13 protein-coding genes and 2 pseudogenes are annotated in these 17,763 nt (G+C 32.4%); 14 read left to right on the top strand and 1 reads right to left on the bottom strand.

The annotated features are described in order from the left end of the window. The 14 genes and pseudogenes from FG383_RS03115 to FG383_RS03180 all read left to right on the top strand — a co-directional run bounded on the left by FG383_RS03115 (position 1) and on the right by FG383_RS03180 (position 17,264). Complete coding sequence (locus FG383_RS03115; RefSeq protein WP_142605390.1) at positions 1 to 1,998, top strand: glycosyltransferase; 1,998 nt, start codon at positions 1 to 3, stop codon at positions 1,996 to 1,998. Next, the gene (locus tag FG383_RS03120) at positions 1,991 to 3,118 is read left to right on the top strand and encodes a glycosyltransferase (RefSeq protein ID WP_142605391.1); all 1,128 of its coding nucleotides are present in this window, start codon (positions 1,991 to 1,993) and stop codon (positions 3,116 to 3,118) included. The genes FG383_RS03115 and FG383_RS03120 overlap by 8 nt, the downstream gene beginning before the upstream one ends. A gap of 24 nt (positions 3,119 to 3,142) precedes the next feature. Further along, a complete protein-coding gene (locus FG383_RS03125; RefSeq protein WP_142605392.1) occupies positions 3,143 to 3,928 on the top strand; it encodes an ABC transporter permease in 786 nt (261 codons plus the stop codon). Between the two features lie 12 nt (positions 3,929 to 3,940). Continuing rightward, on the top strand, positions 3,941 to 6,091 hold the full coding sequence (locus FG383_RS03130) for a glycosyltransferase (RefSeq protein ID WP_142605393.1): 2,151 nt from the start codon (positions 3,941 to 3,943) through the stop codon (positions 6,089 to 6,091). 1 nt (position 6,092) lies between these two features. Then, positions 6,093 to 6,803 (top strand): hypothetical protein, encoded by a 711-nt coding sequence (locus tag FG383_RS03135; RefSeq protein ID WP_142605394.1) that lies wholly within the window; start codon positions 6,093 to 6,095, stop codon positions 6,801 to 6,803. A gap of 61 nt (positions 6,804 to 6,864) precedes the next feature. Further along, entirely contained in the window at positions 6,865 to 8,946 is a 2,082-nt protein-coding gene (locus FG383_RS03140) for an HAD hydrolase-like protein (protein ID WP_142605395.1), read from the top strand. Positions 8,947 to 8,972: 26 nt separating this feature from the next. Next, positions 8,973 to 10,226, top strand: a complete 1,254-nt coding sequence (locus FG383_RS03145) for an ABC transporter ATP-binding protein (protein ID WP_142605396.1) — start codon at positions 8,973 to 8,975, stop codon at positions 10,224 to 10,226. Positions 10,227 to 10,229: 3 nt separating this feature from the next. Continuing rightward, positions 10,230 to 11,198 carry a class I SAM-dependent methyltransferase gene (locus tag FG383_RS03150; RefSeq protein WP_142605397.1) on the top strand — a complete coding sequence of 323 codons (969 nt, stop codon included), beginning with the start codon at positions 10,230 to 10,232 and terminating at the stop codon, positions 11,196 to 11,198. A 184-nt stretch (positions 11,199 to 11,382) separates the two neighbouring features. Then, a complete protein-coding gene (locus FG383_RS03155; RefSeq protein ID WP_142605398.1) occupies positions 11,383 to 13,242 on the top strand; it encodes an acyltransferase family protein in 1,860 nt (619 codons plus the stop codon). A 70-nt stretch (positions 13,243 to 13,312) separates the two neighbouring features. After that, positions 13,313 to 14,308: a UDP-glucose 4-epimerase GalE gene (galE, locus tag FG383_RS03160; RefSeq protein ID WP_142605399.1), complete on the top strand. Its 996-nt coding sequence runs from the start codon at positions 13,313 to 13,315 to the stop codon at positions 14,306 to 14,308. A gap of 805 nt (positions 14,309 to 15,113) precedes the next feature. After that, positions 15,114 to 15,224: an NAD-dependent epimerase/dehydratase family protein gene (locus FG383_RS21230; protein WP_246096827.1), complete on the top strand. Its 111-nt coding sequence runs from the start codon at positions 15,114 to 15,116 to the stop codon at positions 15,222 to 15,224. Between the two features lie 99 nt (positions 15,225 to 15,323). Beyond that, a complete protein-coding gene (locus FG383_RS21235; protein WP_246096830.1) occupies positions 15,324 to 15,425 on the top strand; it encodes a GDP-mannose 4,6-dehydratase in 102 nt (33 codons plus the stop codon). A gap of 118 nt (positions 15,426 to 15,543) precedes the next feature. Then, positions 15,544 to 15,861: pseudogene (locus FG383_RS03175) on the top strand (glycosyltransferase family 2 protein); the annotation flags it as partial. Between the two features lie 5 nt (positions 15,862 to 15,866). After that, positions 15,867 to 17,264, top strand: coding sequence for an undecaprenyl-phosphate glucose phosphotransferase (locus tag FG383_RS03180; protein ID WP_142605406.1), 1,398 nt, complete (start codon positions 15,867 to 15,869; stop codon positions 17,262 to 17,264). 195 nt (positions 17,265 to 17,459) lie between these two features. On the opposite strand, the pseudogene FG383_RS03185 reads toward FG383_RS03180, so the two are convergent. Next, positions 17,460 to 17,636 (bottom strand): annotated as a pseudogene (locus tag FG383_RS03185) (transposase domain-containing protein); the annotation flags it as partial. Positions 17,637 to 17,763: the final 127 nt, after the last annotated feature.

Here is a 17,763-nt window from a genome sequence, read left to right on the forward strand (position 1 = left end):
TTGAAGAAAAAAGTTGCAGTGGTGATACCATGTTTTAATTATGGGCAGTATATTGAAGAGGCTGTTGATAGTTGTTTATCTTCTACGTATGAAGAGCTAGAAATAATAGTGGTAGATGATGGTTCTACAGATCCTTACACAATTGAAAAATTAAAACAGATTGCTAAAAAACCAAAGACAAAAATATGTCGGCAAGAAAATGGTGGTTTGTCAGCTGCTAGAAATTTTGGATTTAGAAATACGGATGCTGAATATGTTTTAACATTAGATGCAGATGATAAAATTGCGCCAACATTTATCGAGAAAGCTTTATGGATACTAGAGAAGTATGATAACTACAACTATGTATACAGCTTAGTACAATTGTTTGGTGAACAGCAGAAAGTATGGGAGACGTTACCATATAACTTAAGCTATCTAAAATATCGTAATACAATTCCAGCAACTATTTTTATTAAACATTCTGCTTGGGAAACTATCGGTGGATATGATGAGAAAATGTTAAGTGGCTATGAAGACTGGGAGTTCATCATTAGATTAGGGAAAAATAATTTAATTGGATTTCACATAAATGAAATTTTATTTTTCTATCGAAAACATCATGGAAGTATGTTAGGGGATTCGAAAAAGAAACATAGTGCCCTTGTTAAATATATTAGAGAAAAACATAGCGATATCTATAAGTATTATTCTTTTCCTTCTTTTCTGTTTTTTGAATGTAAACGAAGAGTCTCCAAATTAAAAAAGAATATATATATAACATTAAAAGAAGGCTCTTCAACGAGTTGGAAGCACATTTTCAAAAGGATTATTCATGGGTTTAACTCTAAATATAATGAGAAAGATATTTATTTAGAAAGTATAACCAAAGAAACAGTATTACAAGATAAAAAAGCGAATGAAAAAATGAGAGTATTAATAATTTTACCATGGTTAAATGTTGGTGGTGTTGAAAAAGTATTTTTAAATCTTATGAAACAATTAAAAGGAACTGTGGACTTTTATGTTGTAACTACAGAAGGACAACTTAGCCATGTATGGGAAGAAAAATTTGGAGAGGTAGCAAAAGAAGTTCAACATCTAGGAATGTTTCTCTCGGATGATGAAGAAAGGTTAGCTTATTTGAATTATCTTATTGAATCATTAAATGTGGACATCATACATCTGTCAAATAGTAGATTCGGATATAGAGCATTAAAATTTATAAAAGATAATCATCCTTCTATTAAAATAATTGATACACTGCATATGGAGGAGCCATGGAGTACGTGGGATTATTTTAGACTGAGTGCACCTTATGATTCGCTCATTAATCATAGAGTAGTTTTAACTGAATACCAAAGGGACAGATTAAAAAATATCACAGATAATAATAGAGCTAATATAATTCCAAATGGCATCGAGATAGAAGAATATGATTTTAAAGTGAAAAGTGAAAAAAATGAAAATTTTAATATTGCATTTATCGGTAGATTAACGAAACAAAAGCAACCTTTAATTTATTTAGAAACAGCGAGATTGGCAAAAGAAAAGAATTTGCCCTTCAAATTCCATTTAATTGGTAATGGAGAATTGTTAAGTAAATGCAAAAAATACATTAAAAAAAATGATTTATTTGACTATGTTATTTTGCAAGGGTTTACGAATGATATTAACACTACATTTAAAAAAACTGATGTACTGTGCATGCCTTCTATTATTGAAGGTTTACCAATTACAGGGTTAGAAGCAATGGCTGTCGGAGTTCCAATCTTGGCAACGGATGTACCTGGGTGGAATGATCTTATAACACATAAAAAAAATGGAATGTTATCACAACATGATGCAAAAAGTTTACTAGTTAATTTAGAAAAATTGTATTCGAATGTAAATTTATACAATTCAATTAGAAAAAATGCAAAAAATGAAGTTATGAAATACTCCAATAAAAAGATGGCGGAAAGCTATTTAAAATTATATTCTAATCTTCTAGAAGATAAGGTGAGAATTAGTGACTGAAAGTAAAAAAGTAATTAAAATAATGCATATTTCCGAAGCGACTTCTGGAGGAGTATGGACTCATCTAAATCAATTAGCTGATAATTTACCGAAAAGTAGGTTTAAACAAACATTTATACTGTCATCTATTAAGAACCCAAAGTTAGAAGACGGATTAGAATTTCAGAATCATAATTTCCATGTAGTTGATATGGTAAGGGAAATTAATCCTATTGAAGATATTGTAAGTATCATTAGAATATGTAAGATATTAAAAAAAGAAAAGCCAGATATTGTTCATTGTCATAGTTCCAAGGCTGGGTTAGTAGGAAGAGTAGCCACTGTTTTTATGAAAAATGTAAAAGTAGTGTATACACCGCATGCATTTGCGATTCACCCACATAATGGTAAGCTCAAAAACGTCATATTTAGTATGGTAGAACGTTTCCTAGCATTTGTAACTACTAAAATCATCTGTGTATCATATGGGGAAAGAGAAGTTGCAATCAAATATGCGATTTGTGATTCGAATAAAATAAGCGTTATATTAAATGGAGTCGAAGACTGGGAGTACACTGTCTCACTTTCAAAGGAAGAATGGTTACAAAGTTATAGTTTCACTGGTCAGGAGAAAATCATAGGTTTTTTAGGGCGACTAGCTCCTCAAAAAGATCCACTAACTTTTATAGAACTGAGTCAACAATTTAACTCTGATAAAAAAGTGGTTTTTGTGATGATAGGTGACGGTCCGCTCGAAGAAATAGTCCGACAAGAGGTTGGAGAAAATTGTGTAGTGATAGGCTATCATGCAAGACCGAGAGATATTATTCAGTATTTTGATATTTATGTAATGACTTCTTTATGGGAAGGACTACCTTACACATTATTAGAATCAATGAATGACGGTATCCCAATTGTAGCAACAAATATTTCAGGGGTAAATGAAATAATTCTCCATAACAAAACAGGTTTATTAGCCAATACTAAAGATGTGAATGAGTTAAGTCAACATGTTAGACGTTTGTTAGAAGACCCTTATGAAGCGACAAAGCTTAGTGAAAATGCAAAATATTTAATAAATAAAAAAAATAAATTAAATAAAATGATTAAAGAAACAGAGGTTTTATATTCTGAGCTTTAGTTTTTAAAATCTGGAGAGATATAAATGATTATTAAAAATTATGATTTAATCAAGCAGCTCCTGAAACGGGATATCTTATTAAGATATAAAGGATCAATGTTAGGATTTTTCTGGGCCATTATTCAACCAATTATTATGCTAGCAGTTTATACATTTGTGTTTAGTGTAATTTTTCAAGCAAAATGGGGCATGTCCGAAAGTACAAATCAGTTTGAGTACGCACTCTTATTATTTGTAGGTTTAATATTTTTTAATGTATTTAGTGATGTAATTAATCGTTCACCAGGAATAATTATTGCAAATACAAGCTATGTAACTAAAGTTGTCTTTCCTCTTGAAATCTTAAGTATCGTGGCATTAGGTAATGCACTTGTACACTCTCTAATTAGTTTAGTAGTTTTATTGATTGCTGTACTTATAACTTATGGTTCAATCAACTGGAATATTGTATATCTTATACCAATGATTTATTTATCGGTAAGTTTACTAACACTAGGTTTAAGTTGGTTCCTTTCATCGCTGGGAGTGTTCATAAGAGATTTAAACTATTTAATTTCAATTATCGTTCAAGTTTTGTTTTTCATGACGCCAATTTTCTATCCTGTAACTGCAGTTCCGGAAGAATTTAGATTAGTAATGGGATTAAACCCTCTTACAGGAATTATTGAAAATGCTAGAAATATTATTTTATTCAATGAAATGCCGAACTGGAAATGGTACTTCACTTCGTTAGGCATATCTTTCATCATTGCCATACTTGGCTATGCATGGTTTAAAAAAACGAAAAAAGCATTTGCAGATGTTTTATAAGGACGTGAAAAAGTGAAAAAGTACAATATAGCTTTCCTGTTAGGATATCCCGAAATCTCTGGAGGAACGAATGTAATTATGGAGCATGCAGTTGGCTTAAAAAAGAAAGGACACAACGTTGCAATAGTAACGGAACTTCCTTTTGAAAAGAAGCGGTTAGCATGGCACCCAGAGGCAATGATTTTAGATTGCTATAGTCACGAGCAAGTAAAAGATATAGAATTTGATATTGCTATCGCAACGTGGTGGAGAAGTGTATATGACCTACCATATGTACAAGCAAAGAAATTCGCTTACTTCTGCCAATCAATTGAAACGAGATTCTTCGATTCATCTGACTTAGCAATGAAGGCGCTTGTAGAGTTTACTTACAGAATGAATTTACCGGTAGTTACTGAAGCTACTTGGATTGCGAATTATTTAAGAGACCATTATGGTATGGAGTCTACTTTAGTTAGAAATGGTCTAAAGAAGGATATTTTCACAATCGATGGTGAAAGTAAAGACAGCTCTCGTCCGAAGGGTCTTCGTGTATTAGTAGAAGGGCCAATGGGTGTCTATTTCAAGAAAACAGAAGATACAATTCGAATTTGCCAAGAAGCAGGCATCGAGGATATTTGGCTATTAACATCATCTGAAGTAGAGGAATATCCAGGTATTTCAAAACTATATTCAAAAGTACCGATGAAAGAAGTATCGAGTATTTATAGATCTTGTGACGTTTTAGTAAAGCTTAGTATCGTTGAAGGGATGTTTGGACCACCTTTAGAGATGATGCACTGCGGCGGAACGGCAATTACTAATAATGTTACAGGGCATGATGAATACATGGTGAGCTACCATAACGGTATAGTTACGGATATGGGGAACGAGCAACAGGTAATTAAAGCATTACAAATGCTAAAAACAAATCCTGCGCTTCTACAAAAATTAAAGAGCGGCGCTCGTGATACAGCAATTAACTGGCCTGACTGGCCAAAAGCCATAAATGAAATGGAACAGTTTATTATCGGTGTAATTGAACAAGATACAAGTGATTTAGATTTTAAAGAAACTCAAAAAGATGTGTTAAAGGCAGCCTTAAGATTTGCTGGTCCTTTAGAGTCAACGACAAAACAAACTTATAACAAAAAGGAATTATTAGAAATTTTTAAGAAACATTTGAAACTGTATGCAAATAAAAAATTCCCTACATTGTATAATAATCTTAAAAACAAAAAGAATGAGAAAAATCGAGTTCAAAATGCACCTCTACCAGAATTATCGATACTCTCGCTAGAACAAAGTAAAGAAAAGTATCATGTAGCATTTATTGGAGATAAATCTATTCACTCAATTGCTTTCAGACCAAAGCAAGAGAATTATTTAAGTTTATTCGTTGATTTTGAGAAATTAAAACGGGAAGATAGCATAAAGCGACTATTAAAAGAATTTAAACCAGATATACTTTTTGTATTCAAAAAGGAATTTATTGAGAATGAAGAATACAATCCAAACGTAAATGGAAAAATTATTTTCATATCGACTGAAGCGATTCATTCCTCAAATTTAAGTTTCTATAATAAATATTTTGCTAAAGGAAACGAGTCGAAGTACCTCCTACATATTAGTAGCAGGGATACAAGAGAATTAATGAAAAACAATTTAAATGTCATTGGCTCACTAGACTTACCTATATATGTTCAAGAAATAGAAATAAACAATTGGAATTCTCGAATGATAAAGTATTTATTAATAGGAGAAATATCAAACTATAACAAAGACTTTGTAAGAGTAATTAAAGAGTCAGGTATCAACTATGTGCATATAAAAGAATCAAGTGATACAGCTTTAGCAGCTAAAATGGTTTTAAATAGTAAATTCGTATTATATTTACCACAGGAAGATCAATGCCTGTTGAAATCTACAAATATAATGAGAGATATGCTTTGTGATGCAATTGTTATTACACAAGAATTTACGCCGAATTATGCAACAATGCCCAATGAGCATTATCTACACTATGAAAAGCCAAGTCAATTAAGAACTTTATTGGCAACGCTAGAATCATTTGAAGATAAGTACATGCATATTCAATCTGTCGGAAAAGAAAAGGCTAAAGAATTTGTTGTTGACCAACAATTTATCAATATTATTAAGAACATAGATATTAAAGGAATATAATATGCTAAAAGATAATTTTTTAAATATATTTTATAGAAGATATACTCATTTTATACACAATAAAAAATTTGGAAATGCACAAAGATTCCCTGGATGGTATATTACGCTAGTATTTTTCTTGTATGAAAAATTGCCACTATCATATTTTAAAAATAGAGGTCATGAAGGCATTATTAGAGTTGGATTTATGATTAATAAATCTATTCGCTCAATTTACCTATTCATTAATCCTTTTGCAAAACTTTTAAAAATGTTAGTAAAATTTGCACGGAATTGTTTAATCAGCTTAAAAACGTTTCTGAAAATAATCGTAAATGGTAATGACAAAGCGCGTAAAATTCCAGTTACATCGAAAACAGTGAACTTTGAAAATACGGTTTTATACCAAGGTATGGACTATTCAAATGAGCATCTTTATTTGTATTTCGAAAGAATTAAGAAAATGAAGGGTGACTATTTATTTTTCGTTCACTTATTTGCTGAAAAAACAAATGATTCTCGGGATATATTTTATAAAGATAGCTGGCCTGTGGAGCCAATTCGTTTGTGGGAAAAAGGAAAGACCATTACACAAAGTATTTATTTAGGTGATATTCCTAAAGGATATTACAAAATTAAGATGGGTATCTATAATAGCCAAACGTTTGAACGCTTAAGAGTTGAAGGAACTAGTGATAATAGTATGGACCTTGGTTGGAGAGAATTAAAATAATTATTAAAATTCAGAGTGAAGTAGGAGTGCTTCATTCTAAATTTATTTAGGAGGAGAATTTATGACCTCGAATTTGATTAATGTTGGAAATTTTGATAATTTGTATCAAACTGCGATGACTTTATCAGCCAATAAAGAGGTTGTAGGCTTTGATATTTTTGATACAGTTCTAAGAAGAAAAGTCGAGCCAGAATATATTAAAGACGTTGTTGCTAATTATATGATGGAACTATTGCAGCTCGAAGGTATCGTCATTGATTTGGAGTTACTTCGACAAAAAAGAAGAGACTTGGAAATCCATTTAGGTACTCAAAGTGAGCTGAAAGGTGAGGATCATGAATTTTTATATGATGATTTAATCATCGGACTTTATAAACAGCTCCCTGGTCTAAATGAAGAAAAGGTTGAGGAGCTTTATTTAAAGACTAAAAAATTTGAAATTAGATTGGAAAAAGAAGCGCTTTGCTTAACGCCTAATATAGGAAATTTGCTTGGAGATTTAAAAGCAAGTGGCAAGAAATTATTTTTTATATCAGACATGTATCTTTCAATTGAAATGATTCGTGAACTATTGAATCATTTTGATGTTGAAAAGTATTTTGATAATGGTTATTGCTCTTCACAATTCAACAAAAAGAAAATGACGGGTAAATTATTTGATTATGTATTGGAAGTAGAAACTATTAATCCATCTAAAATGCTATTTATTGGCGATAATTATTATAGTGACGTTGAGATGACATCACAACGTGGAATAACTGCCATCCATATTAATGATTTCAATGAAAAAAGAAGAAAAAGTGGCCTTCAATTAGTTGAGTGGTCTTTTAAAAAGGATGAGTTTTGGAGCGGAAAATTAATTCATCATATGATTCACGATATACCTAAAAGAGTGCAACCGGGTAAAAGTGATGACTACGATCTTGGAATATTAGTTGCGCCAATTTTAGTTCAATTTGTAGAAGACTTAATTGAAAAATGTCAGGTAATGAATATAAACCAGATATACTTTTTAGCACGTGAAGGAAAAGTATTTATGGATATTTATCATGAAATAATTAAGAACAATCCTGCAAACAAAACGTACCCAAATGCTAGCTATTTATATGTGAGTAGAAAAGCCACTTTCTTACCTTCAATTGATTCATTAGAATGGGGAGAACTAAATCGATTTTTACATCAATATAGTACACAGTCAATTAATTCGTTTTTAAGTAATTTAAACTTACCTGCGCATGAATATTATGAATATGCATTTAAAGCAGGATTTAAAGATTTTGATGTAAAATACGCGCATATTGAAAAAAATGAACAATTTAGATCATTTATAGAAATGCTTGAGGTTAGAACGCTATTCGAAAAGCATCAAAAACAAGCAAAAGCACTGTTTATTCAGTATTTAGATGAGCATCAGTTGTTTGAAAATGAACAAGTTGCTTTTGTTGATATTGGTTGGAAAGGTACGATTCAAGACAGTATTGCAAAGGCAATTGAAAAAGAAATAAAGATACCAACTATTTATGGCTTCTACATGGGATTATTAGATAGTCCAATGGGAACTACAAATAAATCCCTAAAGTTTGGCTTCTTTGCGGATTTCAGAAATAAGAACTACATTGAAAACGTCATTTTTAAAAACGGTTCTTTGTTTGAAATGTGCACGACACCAAATCATGGAACAACTATAGGGTATGAATTTGATGGGAAGAAAATTGTACCCATTTTAAAGAATTTTGAAGTGGAGAAGGAAAATTATAAAAAATATTTTGAAGATGTGTTTAAAGCAATTAATGACTACGTAAAAGATTACAGTGATATTCGAAACTTACTCTTCTTTAGACCAGCTCAAAATAAACTATTTTTTACAGATCAAATTAGACGCTATATCCTATATCCTACAAAGAGAGAAGCGAGAAACTTTTTACGATATTCACATGTAGAAAGTTTTGGCATCGATAAGGTGACAACATATGAGCTACAAGGCTCAATCGTAAAAGAATTATTTAAATGGCCGATTCATAAGGGCCCATCTAGAATTATTAATTTAGTTCGTATGCAAATTTGGCCAGAGGGTGTATTAAAAAGAAGTAATATTCCATTTGTAAATTTTGTATATGATTATTTTTCAACAAAGAGACAATAAGTTTGTTAAAGAAAGTGGTGTAGTTAATGTCTATAAACGACATAGCTGTAAAAGTAGAATCTATCAGTAAATGTTACTATATGTATCAAAAGCCAGAAGATAGATTAAAACAGATGTTTCTTTCCAGATTTCCAATTGAAAAGTCCTTTGTAAAAGAGTTTTGGGCGTTGCGAGACGTATCCTTTGAAATAAAAAAAGGCGAAACACTTGGGATTATTGGACGTAACGGATCTGGTAAAAGTACGCTTCTACAGTTGATTGCCAATACATTATCCCCAACTTCAGGCAGTGTAAGAGTGAATGGCCGTGTTTCAGCGCTATTGGAATTAGGTAGTGGTTTCAACCCAGAATTCACAGGACGTGAAAATGTTTATTTAAGTGGTAGTATATATGGGATTTCTAAATCAGAAATGGACATGAAAATCGGTGAGATACTTGATTTTGCAGACATTGGAGAATTTATTGATCAACCAGTAAAAACTTTCTCTAGTGGTATGTTTGCTCGTTTAGCGTTCTCAGTTGCAATAAATGTGGATCCAGATATCCTAATTGTGGATGAAATTCTAGCTGTAGGTGATAGTGCCTTCCAAGCAAAGTGTAATCGAGCATTTCATAAATTAAGTGATGAAGGTTGTACAGTTTTATTAGTAACACAAGATCCATATATGGTACGAAATTTCTGCTCAAAAGCTTTATATTTGAAAAAAGGGAATGTCATTTCTTATGGTAATCCAACGGCTGTTACAGATAAATATTTAAGAGAAATTGAGCAGGCACAGTCTAGAGATATGGCTGTTGAAGATGGTTTAATTTCAAAAGAACAGGCACAAGAGATGGATTTAAATTCAGATTTAGTTGAGGGACCCATATTTAGAATTGAAGATGTTAAAATATTAGATGCAAACTATCAACCAGTCGATAAATTCTACACAGGTGATGATATCATTCTACAGTTTAAATATTTAAACCTAGCGAAATCTACTAAAGAGAAGGTAGTATTTGTATTCAGTTTATATAGACATGATGATTTTTATATTTGTGGTAATACAACCCTAATGGATGGATTATCTCCGTTTACGCCTAAAAATGAAGGAATTGTCGAAGTTAGATTCCCGAATATTAGGTTGTTATCAGGAAATTACAAATTTAGAGTTGCGGTTGATGACGAAAGGGGTATAGGGATTTTTACAGAGGCCTTTACAAAACCTTTTGAAGTTGAAGATAATTTTGAAGCAGTAGGTCTTATAAACCTAGAGAGAAACTGGGAAGTTAAGGGGTGACTTATGGAAAGAATAGATCCATTAGGAGATAATAGCATAATCCTTGGCGAGCATTTCCATCGCTATAATTGGGCGAAAAAGCTAATTAAAGGGAATATTTGTGATTTGGCCTGTGGTATGGGATATGGTAGTCAAGTTTTAAAAGGCTCAGAACATTTCTCGTCTTATATTGGAATTGATATTGATAAAGAGTCAGTCGATTTTGCCATTGAAAACTATAAAGACGAGAAGATTAATTTTTCAGTTGGTACATGTGAAAACATACCATTGGCAGATCATACGATTGATACTATTGTTTCGCTAGAAACCTTAGAGCATTTAGACGATCCAGCATTAGCAGTTATTGAATTTGCTAGGATTTTAAAAGATGATGGTTTAATTATCGGTTCAGTCCCTTCGAAGCTATTCGAAGAAACTTGTACAGAAGCATATGGGCCGAACATTTATCATAAGCAAAAATTTACAATTTCAGACTTGCAAAATTTATTTGCTGCACATTTTAAACATATTCAATTTTTTGTTAGCTCGTTAAATGTAACAAGTTTAGTAAGACCAATTGAGAATGAATTGGATTTTAATATTTTTCTCGGCAATCAGCACCAACTAGGTTCTCTTATATTTTTGGCTACAAACAATGAGCAACGATTTAAAGATAGAGAGTTGAAGAAAAGTGATCTTAGCTTAATTTCTTCGATTGTTGAATATGATTTAACGTATTTAACTCCTAGAAATGAAACAATTGAAGCTCAAAGTAACCTTATTGATGAGAAGGATAAACTAATTGCTAGATTAGAAAATATGATATCTAGTAGAGATGAAGCAATTGCAGCGCAGGCGAAACTGATTGATGCAAGAGATGAGGCAATTGCAGCGCAGGCGAAACTGATTGATGCAAGAGACGAAGCAATAGGAGCACAGGCGAAATTAATTGATGAAAGAGATATTTATATAAAAAAACTTCAGTCAAATTAATTTGTTTAATGTAGTATGGGTTGTAGAGTACAACATAAAAATTAAGCAACAGGTAAATTAAAGTTCTTCGGCGGTGCTTCCTTGTGTGCGTACAAGGAAGCATGAAAAATATAATAATCATAGTGAAAATCGTACTATAAATATATAGTCTTTAATAGATGTATAGGAGATAAATAATTACTTTATGATAAAAATAATACACTTCTTTATAGCTGTTTTATTGGCTATTAGCACTACTTATTCATATATATATATATCTTTTCCAGAGATAAATTATAAAGGGGAAATATGGTATTCCATATTTTTTTTATTATCAACTTTAACCTTTTTATTTTATTATATTGTTAAAGAATTGCATTTTAAGTTTGTTACAATGGATATTCTTAAATCTTTAATTATAATGTTTATTACTAGCGTTATAATGTTTTTGTTTTTAGTTATGCTGCCGCTTAAAGTTCCTGAAGAGGTAACAATAGAAATAATAGCTACAGGAGAAAAAGACATAAATTCGAATGGTACAGAAGTTTGGTTGAAATATTTCGAAACTGATAAAAAGGAGGAAACAATAAAGGATTTACCTGAAGGATGGGATATTGTTCATGATGTTCCTGTGTCATACCAAGGACAACCAGCAAGCCTTAGGTGGAAAGGATACGTCAAAGATAACATCTTTCTAGTATTTGCCCAACATCCATATTCCGGAGGCGCAAGGGTTATAGTAAATGATAAAGAGTATGAGTTGAACCTATATTCGAAAAAAAACGATCTCTATGAGTTAAATGTAAATCTTAATCCGGTATATTCTAAAAATATGATATTTTGTCTTATTAGTTTTACATTAATTCTAACTCTAGTTTTTATATATTTTTATTATTTTTATAAAAAAGTAAAATGTTTTATAAAGAATAATCAGAAAAAACAGGAAGATATAAAGTCAGATACTTTAAAGGAAGTTGATGAAATTTATATATTGCGTGCGGTTTCATGTCTTGCAATAGTCTTTATCCATTCAATATCTTCAATTTTAAATTATTGGGAAACTCCTTACGATACAAAAGAAATATTAACAAATATTCAAATGTTTTTAATGTTCGGGACACCAGTGTTTATATTCATATCAGAATTTGTTATATCGTATAAATATAAAAATACACTCAAAACCAACTTTCTTAGAAACCGTCTTAAATTTATTCTTATTCCTTACTTCTTTATGGCATTGCTTCATACAATTATATGGACATTTAAAAGTGGAGATATTATTAGTAACCTTGGACAATTTAGTATTAGTCTTGTCAGAAGTATATTTCTAGGAGAATTTATTGGTTATTTTATATTAATCATTTTTCAATTTTATATAATGCATATCTTATTTGTAAAATACATTTCTAACCATGTTAAACCTAAATATATAATTGCCTTTTGTATAATTATTAATGTATTGTATTTAGGTTTTTTTAATTTTAGTGAGCCTATTACTGGTTTAAGTTATCTTTGGGAACGCTATTATATGTTGTTTCCAGCATGGTTGATATATTTTTGTATAGGTTATTATAGTGGAGTATATTATAGTAATTTTAAGAAGTTTATTGTACAGAATTCACACTATATTATGCAACTACCCGTAGTTGCGGTTCTTCTCATGTATTTTATACATATAAATGACATCATATCAATTGTCAGTTCTAAAAGAATAGACATCGTAATTTATACATTGTCTATGGTTATATTCATTTTTTGTATCGGCGATAGATTTAATAACCAACAGAAAAAATTCTTTAAATGGATGAGTTCATACTCTATAGGTATATACTTACTGCACCCCATTTTTATATTAATTATTGAATTATTTGTACCAATAAAAAAAGGTAGTGTAATTATAATAGCATTATATATTGTTCTTACTTTTATATTTAGTGTTTTAAGCTCTATGATGGTTATGAACTTTTTAAATAGGTTTAATTTGGGGAAATATCTTGTAGGAAATTTAGGGAAAATAAAAAGGGGAAAAAGTCAAACGACAACTTCTCGAGGAGGAAACTCGTAAATTTATTGCAAGGTTTTACCATGAAAATATTTAAAATAAAGAAATGCGCTCCATTGAAAGGGTAATTGATATGAACATTTTAGTAACTGGTGGCGTCGGATATATCGGCTCCCACACGTGTGTGGCTTTACTTGAAGCGGGGCATACAGTGGTGATCGCAGATAATTTGAGCAATGGTCAAGCTTCGACCGTTGGGAAAATCGAGGAGCTTGCAGGGCGGAAAGTGGTGTTTTACGAATTGGATGTCACGGATGAGGTGTCGGTACGGACGCTTTTTGCACGATATCAATTTGATGGGGTGATTCACTTTGCAGGTTTGAAAGCGGTCGGTGAGTCAGTTGAGAATCCACTTTTGTATTATTCGAATAATTTGGTTAGCACAATGGTTCTGACGAGAGCATGCTTGGAATATGGCGTTAATCGATTTGTGTTTAGCTCATCGGCCACTGTTTATGGGGATAATGAGGTGCCGTTTGTGGAGACGATGAATCTGTTGCCTACGACGAATCCCTACGGTGAAACGAAAGCCATGAGTGAACGGATTATAACGGATATTGCGAGGGCTAACCCTAGGTTTTCTGTATCACTTTTACGCTATTTCAATCCAGTAGGAGCGCATGAGAGCGGGCTGATTGGGGAAGCACCGAATGGCATTCCGAATAACTTAATGCCTTTTATAACGCAGGTGGCAAAAAGGAAACGCGAGAAATTGCGTGTGTTCGGAAATAATTATCCTACGGTGGATGGCACAGGAGTTCGCGATTTTATCCATGTCGTCGATCTTTCGGAAGGTCATGTAGCGGCGCTGGAAAATCTCACTGCTGGCGTTCATACATATAATTTGGGAACTGGAAAAGGGACAAGTGTACTAGAATTAGTAAAAGCTTTTGAAGCAGCGAATGATATTGTAGTCCCTTATGAAATCGTGGATCAAAGACTTGGGGATATCGCTACATGCTACGCAGATGCTTCAAAAGCAGAGAGAGAACTAGGCTGGAAAGCGAAACGCGATATTATTGCAATGTGCCGAGATGCTTGGCGATTTGAGAAGAATTATAGAGAATAAGCAATAAAAAAGTATTCATTTAATTGTATAGTTTAATAGTTTGGTGGCATATCTCTACAATTGGATATGCAAGAAATGATCAGTTAATCATTAGCTGATCTTTTTACGTCCACGCTTATTCATTCCAACAAGATTTTAAAAAATTTTTAATATCAACTCGCTCTGTAATATCCCCCTGTTAAGAAATGATATGCATTTGACGTTACAATTTAGGGATATGTTTTACCACCTAGTTTTTTAGGTGAGCATTATTTGACGCTTACTTTTATTATTAAATTCTGATACAATAGTCCTTGAAACTCCCCTGTCAATGATGAGGTTACTGGTGCAGCAGGGTATGAAGTCATTTTACTAGACGGTTCTTTAGACAAAGCCTGTCATAGAGGAGTTTCCAACGCCAGAAGCATCTATTTACTACATGACTGGCTTTGCAAAGAAATTCCCTGAAAGTCCCAAATACAATAGTTATCATAAAAGCTACTTAAATATGAATAAGACCTATGAAATCGATTGTTTAGTTGGGGCATTTAAGATGGTTCGTAGAGAAACGATTGACGAGATTGGAATGTTGGATGAGTAATTCTTTATGTACGGCGAAGATATTGACTGATGTTATCGAATAAAAGAAGCAGGGTGGAAGATTTATTACGTTCCTCAGGTTTCGATTGTTCATTATAAAGAGACAAGCAGTCGGAAAAAACCTACTAAAATCGTCTACGAGTTTCATAGAGCGATAGTTTATTTCATATAAAATATTTTGCCAAGCACTATCATGTTTTTATACGAGGTTTGGGGATGTCACTATATGATTTTAGTAGCTGGTGGTGTCAGTTATATTGGCAATCATCTCGTAAAAGAACTAGTAAAACACTATGAAGTTGTCGTATTAGATAATTTAAGTACTGGACATCGCTAGGCAGTCGATGATCGAGCGATTTTCGTTGAAGGGGTTTTACACGCATGACGGCACCTGGCAAGCAGATTAACTTTGGAAACCCAGCCGAGGTGTTTTCATATGGTTCAAAAAATCTTCCATACCTTTAAAATTGATGCTGTTGTTCATCTTGCTGCATTTAGCCTTGTTCAAGAATCCGTAGAAAATCCAAAGAAGTACTAAAAAATAATGTCTCATCGACTTTAGTACTACTAAAAGTCATGCATGGTAGCTGGATTGATAAGTTTATTTTTCATCTTCAGCAGCAGTTTATGGCATGTTTTATATTGCTGCAATTGATGAAACAATCAATGAGGTTGGGATGCTAGATGAGACTTTCTTTATGTATGGAGAAGATATCGATTGGTGTTATCGTATAAAAGAAGCAGGCTGGAAGATTTATTATAATCTGCAAGTTTCCATCGTCCATTATAAAGGGGCGAGTAGTCGAAAAAAACCATTTAAAATCGTTTATGAATTCCACCGGGCTATGTTTTTATTTCACAAAATGCATTTTGCGAGAAAGTATAACAGGATGATTAATGGATTTGTTTACTCAGGGATTGCCTTGAAGCTTTCATTATCTGTAGTATCGAATGTTTTTAGAAAAGGTCGTTGATGAAATTGATAAGAGGAAAAGAGCGTTTTATAACGCAATTATATATGGGCTCCGATTTTATATTTATCCAAGTTTCTTTCTTTGTAGCTTGGGTGTTGCGTTTCTATTTACTAGATGATGGTCAAATAGAATCTCATTTACCGATATTTAGCTATTTTCTTTGGAACCTTGTCTATACAATAGTTAATATAATGATAGCATTTACAATCGGACTTTATGCACCGAAACGTAAAGCTAAGTTTGCAACCGAAATATCAAAAATATTTCAAGTTAATATCGTTAGTATGTTTATCCTACTTAGTGTGCTTTTTACCGTTAAATCGGTTGATATTTCACGTTTATTTTTAGCATGTTATATTACTACAATCGTTATTATTACAATTGTTTATCGATATGTCATCAAACAAAGTTTACGAAACTTGAGAAGTAAAGGGTTTAACAAACAGTTTGTCTTAATTTTGGGTGCTGGATCACTTGGAAAAAGATATATGTATAATTTAACAAGGCATCCTGAATACGGTTTAGAAGTTATCGGCTTTTTAGATGATTATCAGTCAGATGGTCATTTGGATACACCGGTACTCGGTAAGTTAAAAGAACTTTCTAAATTACTGTCTGAAAAAATCATTGATGAAGTAGTTGTAGCCCTTCCTTTAACTGCTTTTCCAAAATATCAACAAATCATTACGATTTGTGAGAAAGCGGGAGTAAGGGTTACTATTGTTCCTGATTTTTATGATATTTTACCAGCCAGCCCTCATTTTGAGAAGTTTGGTGATCTACCTATTATTAATGTTCGAGATGTTCCTTTAGATGAAATCGTTAATCGCATCTTAAAGAGAGCATTCGATATTGCATTTTCATTGATTGCTATTATTTTAATTTCTCCGCTTCTTTTAGTAATTGTAATTGGAGTGAAATTGACTTCTCCTGGTCCGGTATTATTTAAACAGGAACGGGTGGGGTTAAATCGCCGAACGTTTCATATGTATAAATTTCGTTCGATGAAACATATGCCTGAGATAGCTTCCAACACACAATGGACTATTGAAAATGATCCACGTCGAACAAAGTTTGGAACCTTTCTTAGGAAAACAAGTTTAGACGAGCTTCCACAATTTTTTAATGTGTTGAAAGGTGATATGAGTGTTGTAGGTCCCCGACCAGAACGTCCATATTTTGTGGAGCAGTTTAAAGAAGAGGTTCCAAAATATATGATCAAACATCAAGTTTGCCCTGGCATTACTGGCTGGGCTCAAGTATGTGGTCTACGTGGTGATACATCTATCAAAACTCGAATAGAACATGATATTTACTACATTGAAAACTGGACATTGTTATTCGATGTGAAAATTATTATGAAAACTGTAATAAACGGTTTTATCAACAAAAATGCCTATTAAAAAATTAGTATCATTTCAAATTTAGAGTGCCAAATAAAAGAATTCATCTATTTCTGATGAGTTCTTTTATTTCTTTTAACATATAAAAGCATGATCGCGAGGGGAAACGATGATATTAGTAGTTGGTGGAGCAGGTTATATCGGTAAGCGTCAAATAATGCCCACCTATTTTTCAGGTGGGCATTAGTGTATTCTTTATTTAACTTTAGCAGGGATGTGGCATTCCTTTGGAATGGTCTTTGACCACGGAAGGAACTGATCAAGTGCTTCCTTATCATCTAAGTCAATTTGTGGTAAGTGTTCAAAGAGATAGGTTAAATAGTTCAATGGATTTAATTGATTCTCTTTGGCGGTTTCGACAATGCTGTAGATGTGTAACCGCTATACTAAAACAGACAGTTTTCGCTGAGATGCCGTGAACACTTTCGCCAATCTAACAGACCATCTAGTAAACTAGAATTATTCGTTTACTGGAGGTAAGAGACTTGGAGGAAAAGCT

It is taken from the genome of Psychrobacillus soli, from assembly GCF_006861775.1.
Lineage (GTDB): Bacteria > Bacillota > Bacilli > Bacillales_A > Planococcaceae > Psychrobacillus > Psychrobacillus soli.